General features: G+C 60.5%; 13 protein-coding genes. All 13 read right to left on the bottom strand.

What is annotated here, in order from left to right; all coding sequences use genetic code 11:
* Positions 1-33: 33 nt before the first annotated feature.
* Positions 34-4,044, bottom strand: coding sequence for a type IX secretion system sortase PorU (gene porU / locus HZB60_05160; GenBank protein ID MBI5059157.1), 4,011 nt, complete (start codon positions 4,042-4,044; stop codon positions 34-36).
* A gap of 265 nt (positions 4,045-4,309) precedes the next feature.
* Positions 4,310-5,506, bottom strand: coding sequence for an HD domain-containing protein (locus HZB60_05155; GenBank protein ID MBI5059156.1), 1,197 nt, complete (start codon positions 5,504-5,506; stop codon positions 4,310-4,312).
* Positions 5,507-5,616: 110 nt separating this feature from the next.
* Positions 5,617-6,369: an ATP-binding cassette domain-containing protein gene (locus HZB60_05150; GenBank protein ID MBI5059155.1), complete on the bottom strand. Its 753-nt coding sequence runs from the start codon at positions 6,367-6,369 to the stop codon at positions 5,617-5,619.
* A complete protein-coding gene (locus HZB60_05145) occupies positions 6,370-7,776 on the bottom strand; it encodes a GWxTD domain-containing protein (protein ID MBI5059154.1) in 1,407 nt (468 codons plus the stop codon). It lies immediately after the preceding gene.
* Positions 7,777-7,801: 25 nt separating this feature from the next.
* Positions 7,802-11,347 carry a chromosome segregation protein SMC gene (gene smc, locus HZB60_05140; GenBank protein MBI5059153.1) on the bottom strand — a complete coding sequence of 1,182 codons (3,546 nt, stop codon included), beginning with the start codon at positions 11,345-11,347 and terminating at the stop codon, positions 7,802-7,804.
* Positions 11,348-11,374: 27 nt separating this feature from the next.
* Positions 11,375-12,823: an Asp-tRNA(Asn)/Glu-tRNA(Gln) amidotransferase subunit GatB gene (gatB, locus tag HZB60_05135; GenBank protein ID MBI5059152.1), complete on the bottom strand. Its 1,449-nt coding sequence runs from the start codon at positions 12,821-12,823 to the stop codon at positions 11,375-11,377.
* On the bottom strand, positions 12,820-14,247 hold the full coding sequence (gene gatA / locus HZB60_05130; GenBank protein MBI5059151.1) for an Asp-tRNA(Asn)/Glu-tRNA(Gln) amidotransferase subunit GatA: 1,428 nt from the start codon (positions 14,245-14,247) through the stop codon (positions 12,820-12,822). The genes gatB and gatA overlap by 4 nt, the downstream gene beginning before the upstream one ends.
* On the bottom strand, positions 14,189-14,575 hold the full coding sequence (locus HZB60_05125) for a twin-arginine translocase TatA/TatE family subunit (GenBank protein ID MBI5059150.1): 387 nt from the start codon (positions 14,573-14,575) through the stop codon (positions 14,189-14,191). Before HZB60_05125 ends, gatA begins: the two co-directional genes overlap by 59 nt.
* Positions 14,511-15,221, bottom strand: coding sequence for a phosphoribosylformylglycinamidine synthase subunit PurQ (gene purQ / locus HZB60_05120; protein ID MBI5059149.1), 711 nt, complete (start codon positions 15,219-15,221; stop codon positions 14,511-14,513). Before purQ ends, HZB60_05125 begins: the two co-directional genes overlap by 65 nt.
* Positions 15,218-15,457, bottom strand: coding sequence for a phosphoribosylformylglycinamidine synthase subunit PurS (gene purS, locus HZB60_05115; GenBank protein ID MBI5059148.1), 240 nt, complete (start codon positions 15,455-15,457; stop codon positions 15,218-15,220). The genes purQ and purS overlap by 4 nt, the downstream gene beginning before the upstream one ends.
* Positions 15,454-16,218, bottom strand: coding sequence for a CDP-diacylglycerol--serine O-phosphatidyltransferase (gene pssA / locus HZB60_05110; protein MBI5059147.1), 765 nt, complete (start codon positions 16,216-16,218; stop codon positions 15,454-15,456). The genes purS and pssA overlap by 4 nt, the downstream gene beginning before the upstream one ends.
* Positions 16,215-16,859 carry a phosphatidylserine decarboxylase family protein gene (locus HZB60_05105; protein MBI5059146.1) on the bottom strand — a complete coding sequence of 215 codons (645 nt, stop codon included), beginning with the start codon at positions 16,857-16,859 and terminating at the stop codon, positions 16,215-16,217. The genes pssA and HZB60_05105 overlap by 4 nt, the downstream gene beginning before the upstream one ends.
* Positions 16,860-16,882: 23 nt before the next feature.
* The gene (locus HZB60_05100) at positions 16,883-17,593 is read right to left on the bottom strand and encodes a phosphoribosylaminoimidazolesuccinocarboxamide synthase (GenBank protein ID MBI5059145.1); all 711 of its coding nucleotides are present in this window, start codon (positions 17,591-17,593) and stop codon (positions 16,883-16,885) included.
* Positions 17,594-17,609: the final 16 nt, after the last annotated feature.

Below are 17,609 nucleotides of genomic sequence, written 5' to 3'. Positions count from 1 at the left end.
AATTGCAGTTCTTCTAAAACTTAATGCTCGCGCTCAGCGCAAGATAACCAACTTGCCCGTGGCCTCGGCCGATTGTCCATCTTCGTGTTCGGCCCGCACGCGATAGAAGTATACGCCGTTGCCCAGCAGATGCCCTTCGCGGTCCCGTCCATCCCACGGCAGATCCGCATTGCTGTTGAAGGCCGGACCGCGAGTGCCGAGACCGCGCTGCTCAAAGACGCACTTGCCCGACAGGGTGAATACCTTCAAGGACACACTGCGCGTTCCCGCCTGCGTAAGATAGTAGGTGAAGTTCGTTGAACCGCTCATCGGATTCGGCCAATTGAGCACGTCGGTGATTTGATAACCCGCCTCCCCCGACTCTCCCACCGTGAAGGAAAGCTCAATCTGGTTTAGATTGTTGAAAGAGTCCCAGGCCTCGATCAGCATCGTATGCGAGCCGGTCGCGAGCGGTCCCAGCGACCGCTCCAGCATTCCGGTCGTGTAGCTGTCGCGGTCGTAGTTGAAGAACGGGGTGAGGTCATCGACCTGCGCATCGTCGAGACGCACGGTCACGCGGTGACCGACTTCGCCCGAGAGGTTGATGCCGGAGCTGTCCGCCAGGCCCACGATCAATTTCGGTGACGGACTGACCAAATCGCCACTCCGGAATGAGGGCGTCTCGAGCCACGCCTGAATGCGCGGCGGGACCGTATCCGTTTCCGCCGCGGCAGCGCTCGCAATCAGCAGGTGATCCTGAATGCCGATGCCGTCCGCCGAATCAGCGGACAGACTATCTTTGCCGAAGAAGTACAGGCTGATCTTGGCATTGTTGCCACCGTACCGAACATCGCGCGGAACGCGAAAGCGTACGGTGAACTCACCGTTTACGATGCTCGCGGTGCCTCGAAAGATCGAGTTGCCCGGGAGAATTATGTACGATGAACCCCAGCCGCCGCCGCCCCAAAGATACAGCAGCGAATCTTCGGTATCGAACACGCGGGCTTCGACGACGCCTTGGAACGTTGACCAGCGCTCACCGCCTGAATCCCGCGAGACAATTCCATGCATCTCAAAGATCGAGAGCGCCTGAATCGAATCGCTGGCCTCGGTTACACGAACGAAATACTCGGGCGACGCCAGCCGCAACGCGGGATCGCCAAGCACGTGATAGAGGTCGTTGTTGGTATATGGCCCGTGTGCCGTCCATAGCGATTCGCCGAGACTGCGCCGCGAAGCCAGCCCCTGTCGAAAGATGTCGCGGTAGAACGACGCGGCCAGGGCCTGGTTCTGATTCGATCCGGTGAAGCGCGTCGCGGCGATGCAGGCGATAGCGCCATCCACTGGGTCACTCAACAAGAGTTCAGGGAAACAGCGTCCGATCGGGGCGTCGTAGAGCCCCCAACTGCACGTCGCGGCAACAAACACCGGCCACGTGCGGTAGTTGTCAAGCAGGTCCATGTCGCGATCCATCACGAACAGCTGCTCGTCCGTCCAAATCCGCGCGTTTCCGTGCCCCTGGAAATTCACCAGTAACGTCCCGCGATTAATGATGTCGATCAGATCCCGCGTGGCGTCGGGCTTAAAGCGACCTTGCGCCGAGACCCGGAACGGATAGAGACACTCGTAAGCCTTTCTGAACGTGAAATAGCGCGGGAGTACTTGATTGACCAGGGTCTCGGCCTGCAAGGTGTGCACCGACTCCGCCGGAACCCCGTTCTTCCACTCGTCATCGGCGGCGAATGTCGCCGTGTTCTTCCACGGACCGTAGAGCGGCTCGTTGGCGTATGCAATCGTCTTGTCGATGATCGCCGCCAGTTCCGCGTCGCTTTGCACCGGAAATCGCCCCGTGATGAGTTCCGGCAAAGCGCTGTTGCCGAACTTCACGAAGAACGCGTCGGTACACTTGTTCGTATCCTCCCACGGCGGCATCCAGTTGCGGTCGGCATTGGATTCAAGATTCCGATAATCATAGTCTCCGTCGCCCACAAAGAGCACATACTTGAGCGGTTCGGCAGCGCCATCGGGGCCGCGCCAGTGCTCAAATGCATACTTCAGGAAGTTACGGATGGCCACGGGATCCCGGACCCCCCACGCAAACTCGTCATAGATGTCGCCCAGCCGCACCCGCTTCACCAGCCCCGGCATCGGCTCCTCGCGATAGGTCTCATGGAACTCCTTCAGTGGTGCGAGTTCGTCGAACCAGTCGTCGTAGGTAATCATCACCATGCGCGCCGAGTTCGCGGGGTCACGCAGCGACGTGTAATCCGCCGTCCCATGACTGACCGCACCGCGAACCAGCGGGGTGCGAAAGCGGTCCCGATTCGACGCAAAATAGCGGCGCGGGCCGGACTGGTAACTCGAATCGGTCAGGACCGGACCCGTCGAGAGCCGGGGACGCAACGGATCGGTCACATCCAGTATGAACGATTGCGAGTTGAGATTCCCGATTTCGTAGCGGAAATACCCCGTGGCTGCGGGGGCGACAAAATGGAGAGTGCCGTTGGCCGTCGATAATTCGCGAATGAACTCGCACTCGAAGTAGTTCAGGTACACCGTAGCCGTCGAGCCGTTAACGAACCTCACCACGTTATTGCCGGGGACGATGGTGCCGGCCGGCACATCAATGTAGAGATATGAATTGTATGTTCCGTCGAATACCTGCTCGCCATTCAGGTAGATGTCGAACAGACTACCCGGGCTGCCGTAAGACGACCCCACGAAATTCAATCGGCCTGCGGCGCCGGTCGCCGCGCTGAGGTTGATCGAAAACGTGCGGTCCTCGCCCGCCGCGAGCGTGGACATCATCCAGATCAGGCCCGACTCGGGCTGATCGGAAGGACCGCGGATGAACACTTCGCTCTCAACGTATTCGAATGCCGCGGAAGTTTGCTGAAGGACCGAGCTACCATTTCCGGTCGAAATGGGGGCCATCCGCAGGCCGTCAGGGCCAGTTTCGTCCACGCCGACAAAATAGACGTTCTCCGTGGAGAACGGGCTCTGATGAGCGACGTCATTCAAGTACGATTGGGCACAATAGTCATACCCCTTCAAACCCGTGCCGTAGAATATAATCAAGTCCGCGTCATCAAAGACGTTGTCGCCACCGTCTTCAACCCGAATCGCATTCTCTTTCAAGACTTCGTCCGGCAGAGCCGACGTGAGATTGTTGAGCAACCTTCCGCCGTTCCCGAATAGTTTGATCTTCGCCGAGGGAGAACCTGACAATTGGACGCCGCGCGAGCGCAATTGGCTGCCGCTGATCGAGTACACTCCGGTCTCTTCGAGCGTCAATCGATACAGCGGGAATTCCGGCCAGGCATCCAGCGCCGAACGAAGCCGCGCTCCGCCTGAGTCTCCGTCGCGCCACCACCGCGACGCGATCGTCCCGTTCGCCGCGATGTCCGCGAGCATTTTACTGTCGCGATCCCGCGGTGCCAGCTCCCCCGAGCTTCCGGAAAAGTCAACGCGGAGTTGTACGGACGACAGCAGGGTAGCAGCGGTATGCGATCCGCGCTGCAGCGCTACTTCGACGCGGGCAAACCGGAAGCCGCGCCAACTCTCAATCCGAGTGATCTCCGCCCATCCGACGAGAGCCGGCAGCGAGTCCTGGTCGGATGACGTGGACTGTGCCATGCCGTAGCGAGATGGCGCGGTAGTGACACCGCTAATGGTCAGCATCGGCGTCGAGCCGGGCGGGAGCACGACGTAGAAGACCCGGACAGGCTGTTTGGCTCCCGAGCCGGTTCGCCAGCCGCATTGCGCCCACGTTGGAATGCGATCCGCCGAATGGAGCGAATCGGATTCGACGAATTCAGGTTCAGGCGGCGAGAACGTCCAGACACAAGATTGGGCTGTCACGATCCGCGAGCTGACTTCAATTGTCTGCGGGTCAACAGTGGAAGCGGGACGCAGAATTACAGCCGGCGGCCGTGTGTCGGAGTCCGCTGCCTCGCCCCGCTCTGCCGCCTGCAGAAGTCCAGCGGGAGCACACAAAAACAACCCGATCAAGGCCATCGCGTTCCATAAAACACACGAAAGGCCGAACGAGAGCGCGTATCTCATTCGGCCGAAACCGGCTTTGGTTATTATTGGCAACATTCCCGCCCTCAAGAGATTCGACAAAGGAAGGACCCGGTGATTGTAAACTCCTGACCGCCAAAATCCTCTATCGAACGGACATCTAACTCCTCAACGATGAAGTGGGAACAGCCTGTTAGAACTAAGTATAGCAAATCCGAAACCAAAAGTCAAGTGCATACAAGCGCCAAAGTAAGCAGGACGGAAGATTTACCCCTGCAAACCCGAACTCGTGCCCGGCAGAGCCGGATCAATGTTCACCAGAGGGGGGAAGCTGGATCGCGCCAAACCAGTCGCTTCGGCACTCTGATTCGCTATCTTCGGTCCGGGCCAAGCCGGGGTGGACCAAACCAACCCGAAGCGCGCCCACGCACATCGGGCAGAACTGGGATCCGCATCCCCCAAGAAGTTCGGCCAGCGCCTCCTCGTCGGACATTGCCGCCCGGTAAGGTCGATCGGAGCGCATGGCGTCAAATGCGTCCGCAACCGTCAAAACCCGTGCTTCAATAGAAATCTCTGAGCCGCTCAAACCGAGGGGATATCCGGTGCCATCGTACCTCTCGTGGTGCTCGCGAACGATTCTGCGAACCTTTTCCAGAAACGGCAGGGGCTGGAGAATACTCTCGGTCATCGCCGGGTGCGTGGCCATCACCGCCCGCTCTTCCATAGTCAGCGGGCCCTTCTTGAGCAGGATCGCATCGGGGATCCCGATTTTTCCAAGGTCGTGAAGCACGCTGGCGAGCTTCAGGTCACGTTGGCTTTCGGCATCGAACCCCAGCACCTCCGCCATCAGCCGGCAGTAACGATATACCCGTTCACTGTGACCGCGGGTGTAAGTATCCTTGGCGTCAATCGCCGCCGTCAGCGACATCACGGTCCGAAGGTAAGCCTGCTGCAACTCGGTGTATAGTGACACGATCCGTTGCTGCTGCCGCTGTAGCGTCTGTTCGCCGCTGCGGATGCGGTCCGCCGCCTCGCGCAGTGTACGATCCTTCAGCGCGGATTCCTTGCGCAAGTGCTCATTAAAGCGCAAGACCTCAGTGGCCAGACGCTTCCGCTCGTCCGCCTGGCTGTGCTGAGCAATTGCCCGATTCACCGTCTCGCGCAAGGCAAGAACGTCCAATGGCTTGGTGACCAGTTTGAACACCTTGCCGCGATTGATCGCCGCCAGCGCCAGATCAACGTCCACGAGCCCGGTCATTAGAATCGGCACCGACGTCATGCCGCGAGCTGCCATGTCTTCGATGAAGTCCAGGCCAAGTCCGTCCGGCAACCGCTGGTCAGTGAGTACGACCCGAAATTGCTGCTCACGCACCAACTCGCGCGCCGCTCTGACGCTGCAAGCCGTGCCAATCGTGAGGTGAAAATCGCGAAGCGCCGATTCGACGACGCCGATGATCTCTTGCTCGTCGTCGATTACCAGCAGATCAAGAATATCTTGGTTCATGCTCTGAATCCGTGTCGAAGGCCATGGGTTGCGAAGTTACTGCGCTGCTTGGCCCGAGACCGCGCGCGCTGACTCCGATCTCGGCAAAGTCGGGGCCAGCCGCGGTCTGTTCACGTCAACACGGATTCGCCAATTGCCTCAAGAAAGATGTCCTCAAGGTCGTTCTTTCCAAACTGAGCACGAAGTTCACCGAGCGTTCCCCCCGCACACACCTGTCCGCGATGCAGAATCAGGATGCGATCACACAACTTCTCGGCTTCGCGCATAATGTGCGTCGAGAAAATGATGCACTTGCCCGCGTCCCGCGAATCGCGAATAAACCGCACGATCTGCGCCGCGGCAAGAATGTCCAGTCCGGCGGTCGGTTCATCAAAGACCAGAATCCCGGGGTCATGAACAATCGTGCGCGCAATGTTCACCCGCTGCTTCTGACCCGTGGACAGCTTGTCGCAACGACGCCCGAGGAAGTCCCGCATGTCCAGCGCATCGGCAATCACATCGATGCGCGCGCTGATCCGCGCGTCTGACAAAGCGTGCAACCGACCAAAGTACTCGATCATTTCCCGCGCCGTCAACCGACCGTACACGCCAGTGTCCGCGGTCATGAAACCAATCGACTTGCGGACTTGTTCCGGTCCAGTAACAACGCTGTGACCGGCGAGCACCGCGTCGCCATGGGTCGGAGTCAGCAGGGTCGACAGCATTCGCAGCGCGGTGGTCTTCCCCGCTCCATTCGTGCCGAGCAGTCCGAACACCTCGCCGGGGGCAGCCTCGAAACTGAGGTCGCGGCAAGCACGGACGACTTCGCCGAGGGAATCCGCGAAATCCTTGCCCAGGCCGGTGACCGTCACGAGTGACCCCATCTATCGCGTGGCGTCGGCGCCCGCCGGAATCCGCCGCCCGGTGACCACCGTTCGCTTCCAGTCGGGATTGTACACTTCACCCCGCAAGGTACTGTGAACCAACTCCATATCGCCGTATTCGTTGAAATCCACGAACACGAATATTGCCCCGCCCTCGAGGCGATCATATTGCCAGATTTCCGTGTTCAACTCCGCCGCGCCCATGTAGTTTCGATCCACCGCATCAGGTTCGCCGTGCTGAATGAAAACCCGGCCGCGATCGGTTTTCCATCCCGCACGGTGCAGAATCCCAAACCTGGCGTTGGTCTCTGTAACGCGAGCGAAGTACTTGTTCGCGGCATTCGGTTCATTGGCTTCGCGATTCACCCAATAAGTCCGGAGAAACTCGCGTTGTCCGCTTTCATTCAAGCGACGCACGCGCGCCAGCTCCTCCTTGGACAGCACGTATTTCATGAGGTCCAAAGCGCTGTCCGGAGCGATCACATCGAGGATGCTGGGTTCGCTGGCGAGAAACCGCTGGCGCATGGTTTCATCAAGCTCCGGCGTCCGCCCGCCGGCGAAATCGGCTTCCCGGAAAATCCAGAATCGCTTGTTGCTCACCGCTACCCGGCCGCTGCGAAAGGACTGGACCACGAGCTCCAGTTCGTAGGCCGCCGTGCGCAATGTCGCCACCGGGAATCCGTCAACGATCACGCCGGCCGTCCCGCCCGCGCGGTTGACTTTGCGCGAAGCCATCAGTTCGCGGCCATCATCCGCCCGTATCACCCGGCGACTGACGACGTAAGAATCCGGCAGCTGCGGATCGTAGTCGAGGCCGTAGGCTTCCGCGTAGTAATACAACATCGGCACACGCTCGCCGTAGAAGCCGGTCGCGTTCGGCAGCATGTGCACGCTGTTCTTAATGTAAGAGGATGAATGGACCGTATCAACTTCGAAACGACATCCGAGTTCGATATCGGACAGTACCAGTTCCGTACCCGACAGGGCCTTGACGTCAATCTCGTCGGTGATCGTTTCGCGCGGCCGCCACGCCCCTTGATAGAGAGTCGCCCGGACCTGATACCGGCCCGGGCGCAGATAGTAGCGAAACACGTGCGGAAAAAAGCTCCCGGACTCCAGCGTGTCCGAAACGGGACACTGATACGTTCCGCTGAACGTGTCGGACAGGACGGCTTCGGTACCGCTGATCAACTCTACCACCACATCGAAATCGGAGCTGACCGAGTCGCCCACGATTTCACCGAGCAGCGCGGACTTCTGAACCGCCGCATAAATCTCGACGAAGCTCAGGGAGTCATTTGTGCGAAACGAAGCGTAGTCGAGGTCCATCGTATAACCGCCGTGAGCGGACCGCAAGCCCATGGTGCACGCGACAACACATCCCAGTATCCAGTAACGCACGCGCATGCTGACGTTCTCCTCCTGTTCGTGGCTATGACGCCACTGCCGAAGGCAAGAGGCGCACGGAGACGAGCTTGGAAACGCCTTCTTCCTCCATGGTGACCCCGTAGAGATTGTCGGCAATCTCCATGGTCCGCCGATTATGTGTGATCAGAATGAACTGCGTCGTCTCCGCGTGCATGCGAATCACCCGATTGAACCGGTCAATATTCGCGTCGTCGAGCGGCGCGTCCACTTCGTCAAAGACACAAAACGGGGACGGCTTGACCTGATACAGGGCAAACAGCAACGCGATCGCCGTCATGGTCTTTTCTCCGCCCGACATGAGCGACAGCGATTTCAGGCGCTTGCCGGACGGATTGGCCCACAGAGTGATATCGGCATCGAGCAGATCCTGACCGCTCAGTACCAAATCCGCTTCACCGGCCGGGAAGAACTCCTGGAAGAGCCGCTGGAAGTGCGCGCGGACCGCCTCGAACGTGTGGAGGAACTGCGCCTGCGCCGTCTCATTAATTCGCTGAATCGTCTCTTCAATCGTCCGTTTCGCCTTCAAGAGGTCTTCGCGCTGGACGAGCATCGAATCCAAACGAGTGTTCTCCGTCTCGAATTCTTCGATCGCCATCAGGTTGACCGGACCCAGGCGCTCGATCCGCTCCCGCAATTCCTGCACCTGCTCGCCCGTGGATTCCGCCGTGACTTCCGGATGTTGCTCGACAAAATCCGGCGCGGTCAAGTCGAGACCATGGAGCGAGCTGGCCGAGGATAGCAAAGCGTCGAGCTCGCCGCGCAGCCGCGCGATCTCCAACTCGATCTTGCGTTCACCTTCCAGCTCGGCATCGTGCGTCTGGCGCAGGGTGCGCAGCCGCTCCTCCTGCGCCGATGTGCGACCGCGTAGCTCCTCCACGCGCGCAGACGCGGTATCGATGACCGCCGTCCAGTGGTCGCGCTGCTTCCATTTCGCGAGCAATTGCCCATCGATTTCCTGCAAGCGCGCCCGAATCCCCACCAGGTCCGATTCCCCCTGCGCCCGATTTGCCGTCGCCTGGACCAGGCTCTCGCCAATCTCGTCCAGCGTCTGTTCGATGCGCGTGATCTCGGCACGCGTCAATTCGACTTGATGCCGCGCCGCGTCGCGGCGGCGCTCCGCTTCGTGCTTGCGCTCGCGCGTGGCGGTCAGATTCTGTTGAGCCGTCGCCAGCCGCAAGGATACATCGCCGCCGGACGATTCGCCGGTCGTGACGCTCGCTTCGGCGGCCTGCACCGCGACGGTGAATTCGGATTCCTGCGATGTAGCGTGTGCGGTCTCGGCGTCAAGTTCCCTAAGCCGTGCCTCGATCGCGACCTCGCGCTCGGCGAGCGAGCTCAGTAACGTCTCGGTCTTGACCTTGTGCTCGCGCACACCGGCGCGTGCGGATTCAAGATCAACGAGCGTCCGTTTCGCGCCGAGGATCCCTTGCTCCAGCTCGGCCAACCCGGCACGCATGGTCCGCAGCAATGCGCGCGATGCGTCGAGTTCGGCCCGTTGACGATCGAGCTGCTCAGTCAACTCGCGGACCTGCGGAGCGAGTCCGATGTCCACCGGAGTGCGCGATTCTTCCGAGCCCAGATGATAGATGCCGAGTCCGGAGATCCACTGCCCGTCGAGCGCGACCACCGTGGCGCGATGGGCGCGCGCCCAATCCGATAAATGCAGCGCGTGTTCCCAGTGCTCGACAATGACGACACGACCGAGGTAATGACGCAGCACGGCCGACTCCACTCCGCCGTTCAACAAGCTCAGCGCCGTTCCGATCGCGCCCGCCGGCGGGTCGATCAACTGCTCTTCGGACCGCGTGAACTCCGCGAGCGAAATAAATGTGCCCTGCCCGGCCTGCTCGAGCCGCAGGACGTCAGCTGCGCGCAACGCCGCTTCTGCGCTCCCCGTGAGATGATAGTACGCCGCCGGACCCAAGACGGCCTGAAATGCCCGGCGATAGGGTTCCGCCACCTCAACGGTGTCGCCGAGGAGATTCACAACACCCGCAATTTGCCGATCGCGCAGTACACGAATACGCGCCTCAGCACGCGGCCCTTTGTCCGCCAGCGTCGATAGCAGATCAAGTTTCGAGGAGGTCGCGTCCAACATTGAGTTCTGATTGCGAACTCGCTCTTCGAGTTCGGCAAGCTCCTGCTGGTGCCGTGAGCGCTCAGCCTCCAAGGCCCGAACGCGGGCTTGCGCCTGCTCGACTTCGGATTCGGACTTCGCCCCGTCCGCTTCCGCGGCCTCAAGTTGGATGCCCAACGCGGCCCGCTGCTCGAGAATCGTCATGCCGTCGCGCCGCAACATTTCGCCGCGGCTCACCAGCGCGGCATGATGCGCCGATGCCTGGGCGTATGCCCGTTGAATTTCCGACAACTTGTGGCGCAGGCCACTGACATATTCCTGATGCGAGCGCGCCTGCGCCTCGACATCGCGAAGCTGAGCCGCGGCGACATCGAATTCCGCGTCCACCGTCTGCACCAGCGTTTCCGCGCGCTGTCGCTCCGTCTCCTGTCGCTCGCTTTGCCCCGCCTGTTCCTGCTGTCGCAAGACCACGAGTTCGCGCTTCTGATCCAGGAGAATCCGCTCGCGATCGGACCGCTCGATCAGCTCCTGACAAGATTGTTCGCGCGCCCGCAGCGCCGCCGCATCACTCTCGATTCGCGAAATGTCCTGAACCACGGCGGCCAGATCGCTCCGGCGCGCGGACGCTTCCTTGTCGGCTTCAATCTCGGCCGTGCGATACTCGATCAGCCGCGCCTCTTCCAGTCTCAACGCCGCCTTGACGGAATCAGACAGCGCCGTGGAGTCGCGCACCGCATGCTCGAGGGGCGTCACGTCGGTCACCAACCGTTGATAGCTGTGCCAGAGATTCGCGGTTTCGAGGCTTTTCAATTGCCCCGCCAGTTCGGCGTACTTGCGGGCGCGGATGGCTTGCCGTTTCAGCGACCCGACGTGGCGCTCTACCTCCGTAAGGATGTCCGCGAGGCGGAGCAGGTCTTCGTCGGTTTGCTTCAACTTCGCCTGCGCTTGACGGCGGCGAATCTTGTATTTGGCGACCCCGGCGGCCTCTTCGAACATCGAGCGGCGTCCCTCGCCGTCCTCCCGCAGTATCTCCTCCACCATCTTCAGCTCGAGAATGGTATAGAGATTCGGACCCATGCCGCTGTCATGCAATAGATCCGTGACATCTTTGAGTCGGCATTCGTGACTGTTCAACAAGTACTCGCTTGTTCCGTCGCGATACAGCCGCCGGGCGATCTCGACTTCGGTAAACGGCGAGCTGAGGAAACCGTTCTCGTTGTTGAGCACGATTTTCACTTCCGCGATGCCCGTCGCCTTGCGATTGACCGTCCCGTTGAAGATGACGTTCTCCATCCGGTCGCCGCGCAAAACCGACGTGCGCTGCTCGCCCATGACCCAGCGGAGCGCGTCCACCACATTGGACTTCCCGCAGCCGTTGGGACCGACGATGGCCGTGATGCCCGCGGCGAACGTCAGCGTTGTCGGACGCGCAAAGGACTTAAAACCGGAAATGGAGAGGGAGACAAGCTGCACGGAATTTGCTGTTGCTTGAGGGGGAGTCTAATTCGCCTTCCTGCTATCGAGAAGTTCGCGTACTAATTCTGTGGCGACCGCGGGATTCGCGCTCTTGTTCGTCGCCTGAATCACCCGCCCGACAAGGAATTTCACCAGTTTGTCCTCGCCGGGCTTGTGCTTGAGCACCGCGTCAGGATTCTGCTCCAGCACCTGTTCGACGATCTGGCGCAGCACTCCGCGGTCCGAGATTTGCCGCAAGCCGCGTGCGCTAATGATGGCGTCAGGCTCTGCTCCGGTATCGGCGATCTCCTTGATTACCGCCGACGCGCCGGTGAATGAAATCGTCCGATCGAGTTGGTAACTGATGACCTTCGCGAAACTCGCGGCCGGAACTTGCTGACTGAACTCCGCCGGCGACCAGCCCCGCTCGTTCATGATACCCGAGGCGACCGTCGCGTAGAAGCTGGCCACGCTTTTCGGGTCAGCGCCGAAGTCCTGCACTAATTCTCGCACATAGGGTACATGACCGGCGCTGGAAAACAGGTACTGCACCTGCTCGCGATTCCACCCGTGTACGGCCATCAACTCCGCTTTAAGCTCGCGCGGCGTCAGCCACATACTGGCCCGTACGCCCTCAATGTACTGCGCGTCAAGCGTAAGCTCGGGAAGATCCGGCTCCGGGAAGTAGCGGTAATCGTCAGATCCCTCCTTACGGCGCATCTCCCGCGCGATTTCCGCTCCCTCGTCCCAGAGCAACGTCATCCGCTTCACGGTCTCGCCCGCTTCGTACCGCTTGATCTGCCACTCGGACTCTGCGACAATCACCTGCTCGAGATTCGAGATCGAATTCAAGTTCTTGACTTCGCGTCGCTCATTGAAGTCGAGCTCCCCCGCTCGGCGGACCGAGATGTTGGCATCGCAACGCAGGGAGCCTTGCTCCATGTTGCCGTCGCAGACGTTGATCGCGCGCAACCAATCACGGACCGTCCGCACATAGGCTCCGGCTTCGGCCGGCGATCTCAGCTCGGGCTCACTGACGATCTCGACCAACGGAACTCCGCAGCGATTCATGTCCACCACCGTGGTCCCGTCCGCAAGATGCTGCGACTTGCCGGCGTCCTCTTCGATGTGGGCACGGGTGACCCGAATGCGCTTTGTCTCACCGCCCAGCTCGAATTCAACAAATCCACCGGTACTAAACGGCTCGTCGTATTGCGAGATTTGGTAGCCCTTCGGCAGGTCCGGATAGAAGTAGTTCTTGCGGTCGAACTTGGAATGCGGGTGAACCGTCGCGCCCAGCGCCAGCGCCAGCTTTGTCGCCTGCGACACCACCTCCTCATTCAGCACGGGCAGGGCGCCCGGCATGCCCAGACACGTCGGACACACCAACGTGTTCGGCGCGGCGCCATACTGATTCGGACAACGACAGAAGGCTTTCGTACGCGTGACCAATTGCGCGTGGATCTCGAGACCGACGACAACTTCCCAACTCATGCCGCGCCCCAACCCAACGCTTCGATCTCGGCGCCCAACGTCAGAATCCGCCGCTCCGCGAAGTGCGGACCCTGAATTTGCAACCCAATCGGCAAGCCCTGCGAGTCCTCGCCCACGGGCACACTCACCGCGGGAATCCCCGCGAGGTTCGTCGGCACGGTAAACACGTCGGACAGATACATGGCGACGGGATCGTCCGCACGCTCGCCGATCTTGAACGCCGTCGTCGGCGTCGTCGGACTGATGACCACATCGACATCGGCAAACGCCCGCTTGAAATCATCGACGATCAGCCGCCGTACGCGCTGCGCCTTCTTGTAGTAGGCGTCGTAATAGCCTTCGGAAAGCACATACGTACCCATCATGATGCGGCGGCGCACTTCCGGTCCAAACCCCGCCCCGCGGGTCCGCTCGTAGAGATCGAGCAGGGTCCCACCGTCAGCATGTCGGAATCCGTAGCGAACCCCGTCAAAGCGGGCCAAATTCGAACTCGCCTCCGCCGTCGCCAGAATATAGTAAACCGGTATGGCGTACTCCGTATGCGGTAACGAGACCTCGGTTACCGTGTGCCCGCGCTCGCGAAGCTGGTGGACGACTTCGCGAATTCGAGCTCCAATCTCCGAGTTGAGCGCGTCCGAGAAATACTCCCGCGCGAGTCCGACGCGCAGTCGCGGACCGACTTCAGTCGCATGAATCTGATCGCGGTCCACCGGCTCCGGCGAGCTGCTCGAGTCTCTCTCGTCAACGCCTGCCATCTCACGCAGGATCAACTGCGCGTCGGCACACGTACTTGTGAACGGCGAAATCTGATCGAGGGATGATCCAAATGCCACGAGTCCATAGCGACTCACACGGCCATAGGTCGGCTTCAGCCCCACAACTCCGCAAAAAGCGGCGGGTTGGCGAACGCTGCCGCCCGTATCACTCCCCAGCCCCGCATGCACCCAACCGGCTGACACAGCGATCGCGCTGCCGCCTGACGATCCGCCCGGGACGCACTCCGGACAACGCGGATGCCGCGCCGCTCCGAAAGCAGAATTCTCGGTGGATGACCCCATCGCAAACTCATCAAGATTCGTCTTGCCGATCAGAATCGCACCGGCACGTTCCAGCCGTTCAATTGCGGTTGCGGTGAAGATACTCTCGAATCCATCAAGGATTCTTGATGCACATGTAAGGCGCGTCCCGCGAATCGCAATATTGTCCTTGACGGCGATCAACCATCCGCCCAGCGGCAAGTCGTCACCCCGCAACAAGGCATCGCGCACCTCGACTGCCTGCCGACGCGCGCGCTCCTCCAGAAGGTGGATAAACGCGTTGAGGTGTGCTCCCGCCCGTGCCAGACGCAGCGAGGTCTCAACCGCCTCAGGAATCGCTGCGGGGTGGCTCCGGAGCTGGGCGTGGCTCGGCAGCGGGGTTGGCATACGGGGTGATCCGGGGGGAGGAAGTTTCAGTGGAAGCTGGCTTGTACTGCTGCGGAGTTCCCGGTCGCGCGACCTCATCAATCGACGAGCTGATGTCGCGCTGTATCGACTGCGTGGCGCGCCGGAATTCGGCGAGTCCGCGCCCGAGGTTTCGCGCCAGCTCCGGCAAACGCTTGCCGCCGAACAGCAGCAGCATCACCAGCAATACAAGGAATAGTTCGGAGCCGCCGAGGTTCACGGGGTGCCCGGGAGTGAGGGTGAGCCTAAGATTGCAAACGCGGGTGCAGCCCGGCCCAGGCTGCCATGGAATGAAACACGTTGGCGCCATCCGGGCGCGAAATCAGCGGATCGGTCGCGCGTTCCGGATGCGGCATCATGCCCATGACATTGCCGCGGCGATTCATGATGCCCGCGATGGCATTGGTGCTGCCGTTGGGATTTCCGTCGGGTACGTCACTACGTACCGGACCGGTGTAGCGAAATAAGATGCGATGCTCGCGTTCCAATTCAACGATAGTCGCGGCATCGGCGACGTAGTTACCCTCGCCGTGTGCGATGGGAAGATCGATCAAATCGCCCGCGGCATATCCCCCGGTGAATGCCGTGTCCGCGCGCTCCACGCGCAGGCTCACCAAGCGCGAAACAAACCGCAAGTGCGAATTCCGAACCAGGGCGCCGGGGAGGAGTCCCGCTTCGCAGAGAATCTGAAAGCCATTGCAGATGCCGACCACAAGTCCGCCGCCGTCCGCGAAAGCCCGAATCGCGGGCATAATCGGTGAGAGTTTGGCCAATGCGCCGCAGCGCAGGTAGTCGCCGTAAGAAAAACCGCCAGGAATTACCACCGCGTCACATGGCGGCAAAGTCGTCGTTTTGTGGAACACCGGCTTGACATCAAAACCAAGCACGTCGCCGAGCGCATGCCAGGAGTCGCGGTCGCAATTCGAGCCCGGAAACGTAACCACTGCCCAAGTCACGGCAGCTCGACCCGGTAAGATTCGATGACGGGATTTGCCAACAGTTTGTCGCTGATGTCGATCAGCATGCGCTCAAGCTCGTCATGTGGACGGTCCTCGACTTCAAACTCAATGTACTTCCCGATGCGGACATCGCGAACTCGCTCTTCACCGTGCGATTGCAGAAAACGACAGACCGTCTGCCCCTGCGGATCCAGCACTCCATCCTTGTACGTGACGTAAACTCTGGCTTTCATCGCCGACCTCGATGCACGGGAACCGGTTCGGCATCCAGATCATCCTCTAACGCACCGTCCCGCGCTCCGCGATGGCGCCCGGCAATCGACTTCGCGCCGGCGACGGCAAACGCGCCGACCACCAGCACCGCCAACGCCGGAAACGTGTTCTGCGGCGGGTTGATCACCATGAAGCCCAGGCATACCAACAAGAACGACACCTTGACCAAATTGTAGCCCGGCTCACGCAGAGTAAAGCGCGGCAAGCCCGGCAGTGGCAGTCGACTGATCATCAGGGCGCAAGTCGTGAGGACCAGCCCGGCCAGCACGTTAGAATCCATGATCGCGTCCCAACGACTGAAACTCATCACCACAAAGGAGGCGATCAGGCAGGCATGTAACGGCGAACTCAAACCGATGAAGTCGTGATGACCGCCGGAGGTGGAAACGTTGAATCGCGCCAGGCGAACCGCCACCGCCAGCGCCGGAACAAAGGCGACGATCAACCCGGCAATGCCGAGATCATTGAACGCCGCGGCGTAGATCAGCGCCGCCGGTGCGACGCCAAATGAGACCATGTCGGCCATGGAATCAAATTGAATCCCGAACTTCGATCCGCCGCCGAACAGCCGCGCGGCCTTGCCGTCAAAGGCGTCAAGTACCGCGGCAAACAGTATCAACCACGCGGAAATCTGCGGATGTCCGTCAAACGCCGCGATGATCGCGAAAAAACCGCAAAACAGGTTTCCCGCGGTCATGATATTGGCAGGCCATTTCTTCATGGCTTCTCCTCATTTGGAAACTCAGCAATTACGGTCGCGCCGGCGTACACACGTGCTCCGGCCTGCACGGCGATCCGAGCATGCGCCGGCATGTACACGTCCATCCGCGACCCGAAGTAGATCAGGCCGAAACGATCCCCCGTGCGGACGGCATCCCCTGCACGAATGCGGCAGGATATCTTGCGCGCCACAAGTCCCGAGACCTGTCGCCATGATACCGTGCCTTGATCCGTGGTCGTCTCAACCTCGCAACGAGCGTTGCCTTCCGCGGCCGCCGGACTGCCGGCGTGGAAATATTTCCCGGGCTGCATGACGATCCGCGCAACCGTGCCGCCGTAAGGTACCCGATTGACGTGCACGTCAAAAATCGAGAGAAAGATCGCCACATGCTGACGACCGTCCGCAAGTGCCTCCGCGACGATCACCTTCCCATCGGCCGGCGCCACGACCGCCCGGGAATTCCCCGGACTCGTGCGAGTCGGATCACGGAAGAATAGCAAGACCGAAACCGCCAGCACCAAAGCCACCGCCCCCCAGATCGCCGAATTCGCGCTGCCGACGGCGCGACTCAACACGATCAGCAGAATGCCGACCAGCAGCGGCGGCATGACCAGCGGCCAGGCCTCAGAGGCAAATCTCACTTGACTTACGCTCCAGATTCGAGCTATACGGCGCGCGTCAGGCGATCGTACAACTCGCGATAAACCTTCTCCACGCTCGCGAGGTCCTGAATGTACTTTTCCCGCTCCAATCGGCGATTCCGCTTGCGGTCGAAATAGCGGCTCGTATCGGGCGAGATCTCGTCACCGATATAGATATTCTCGCCGCTCATGCCGAATTCGAGCTTAAACTCGATCAGCTGCAAGCCCCGACGCTCGAACAACGACTTCAGGATCGCGTTCGCCTTCGACGCCATGCGGCCCATCGCGCGCATGTCGTCCGGCTTCGCATAGCCCAGCGCCAGCGCGTGCGTCTCATTGATCATCGGATTTCCCAGTCGCGGGGACTTCAGAAAATACTCGATGATCGGGAAGTCAATCTGATGTCCGTCCTCAAGCTTGAACCGCTGCGCCAGCCGTGAGGAGATCGCGTTGTAAACGACGACCTCGATCGGAATCATCTTCAGCCGCCGCACCAGCATGTCGTTCTTTCCGATGCGCTCGACAAAATGCGTCGGCACATGGTAGTTCTCGAGATATTGGAACAGAAACGTCGCGATGCCGAGATTGACTTCACCCTTGCCCGGCACGATCGTCCGGCTGCCGTTCGGCTGAATGATGAAATCGTCGGTATATTCCAAAACGGCAAGGTTCTCACGGTCCGTACTGTACAGCCGTTTGGAACTTCCCTCAAAAAGCAGATCCCTTTTCTCCAAATTCGGCTCCCAATTA

The sequence above is a fragment of the candidate division KSB1 bacterium genome, from assembly GCA_016214895.1.
Classification (GTDB): domain Bacteria; phylum Electryoneota; class RPQS01; order RPQS01; family RPQS01; genus JACRMR01.
The sequence above is the reverse complement of the archived record's forward strand: the minus strand, read 5'-3'. Positions and strand labels throughout refer to the sequence as shown.

Coding starts and splice junctions, on each gene's coding strand:
- HZB60_05150 (MBI5059155.1), bottom strand. CDS start 6,369: ATGGGGTCACTCGTGACGGTCACCGGCCTGGGCAAGGATTTCGCGGAT.
- gatB (MBI5059152.1), bottom strand. CDS start 12,823: ATGAGTTGGGAAGTTGTCGTCGGTCTCGAGATCCACGCGCAATTGGTC.
- pssA (MBI5059147.1), bottom strand. CDS start 16,218: ATGAAGAAATGGCCTGCCAATATCATGACCGCGGGAAACCTGTTTTGC.
- purS (MBI5059148.1), bottom strand. CDS start 15,457: ATGAAAGCCAGAGTTTACGTCACGTACAAGGATGGAGTGCTGGATCCG.
- HZB60_05125 (MBI5059150.1), bottom strand. CDS start 14,575: ATGGCGCCAACGTGTTTCATTCCATGGCAGCCTGGGCCGGGCTGCACC.
- HZB60_05145 (MBI5059154.1), bottom strand. CDS start 7,776: ATGCGCGTGCGTTACTGGATACTGGGATGTGTTGTCGCGTGCACCATG.
- HZB60_05155 (MBI5059156.1), bottom strand. CDS start 5,506: ATGAACCAAGATATTCTTGATCTGCTGGTAATCGACGACGAGCAAGAG.
- porU (MBI5059157.1), bottom strand. CDS start 4,044: ATGAGATACGCGCTCTCGTTCGGCCTTTCGTGTGTTTTATGGAACGCG.
- gatA (MBI5059151.1), bottom strand. CDS start 14,247: ATGCCAACCCCGCTGCCGAGCCACGCCCAGCTCCGGAGCCACCCCGCA.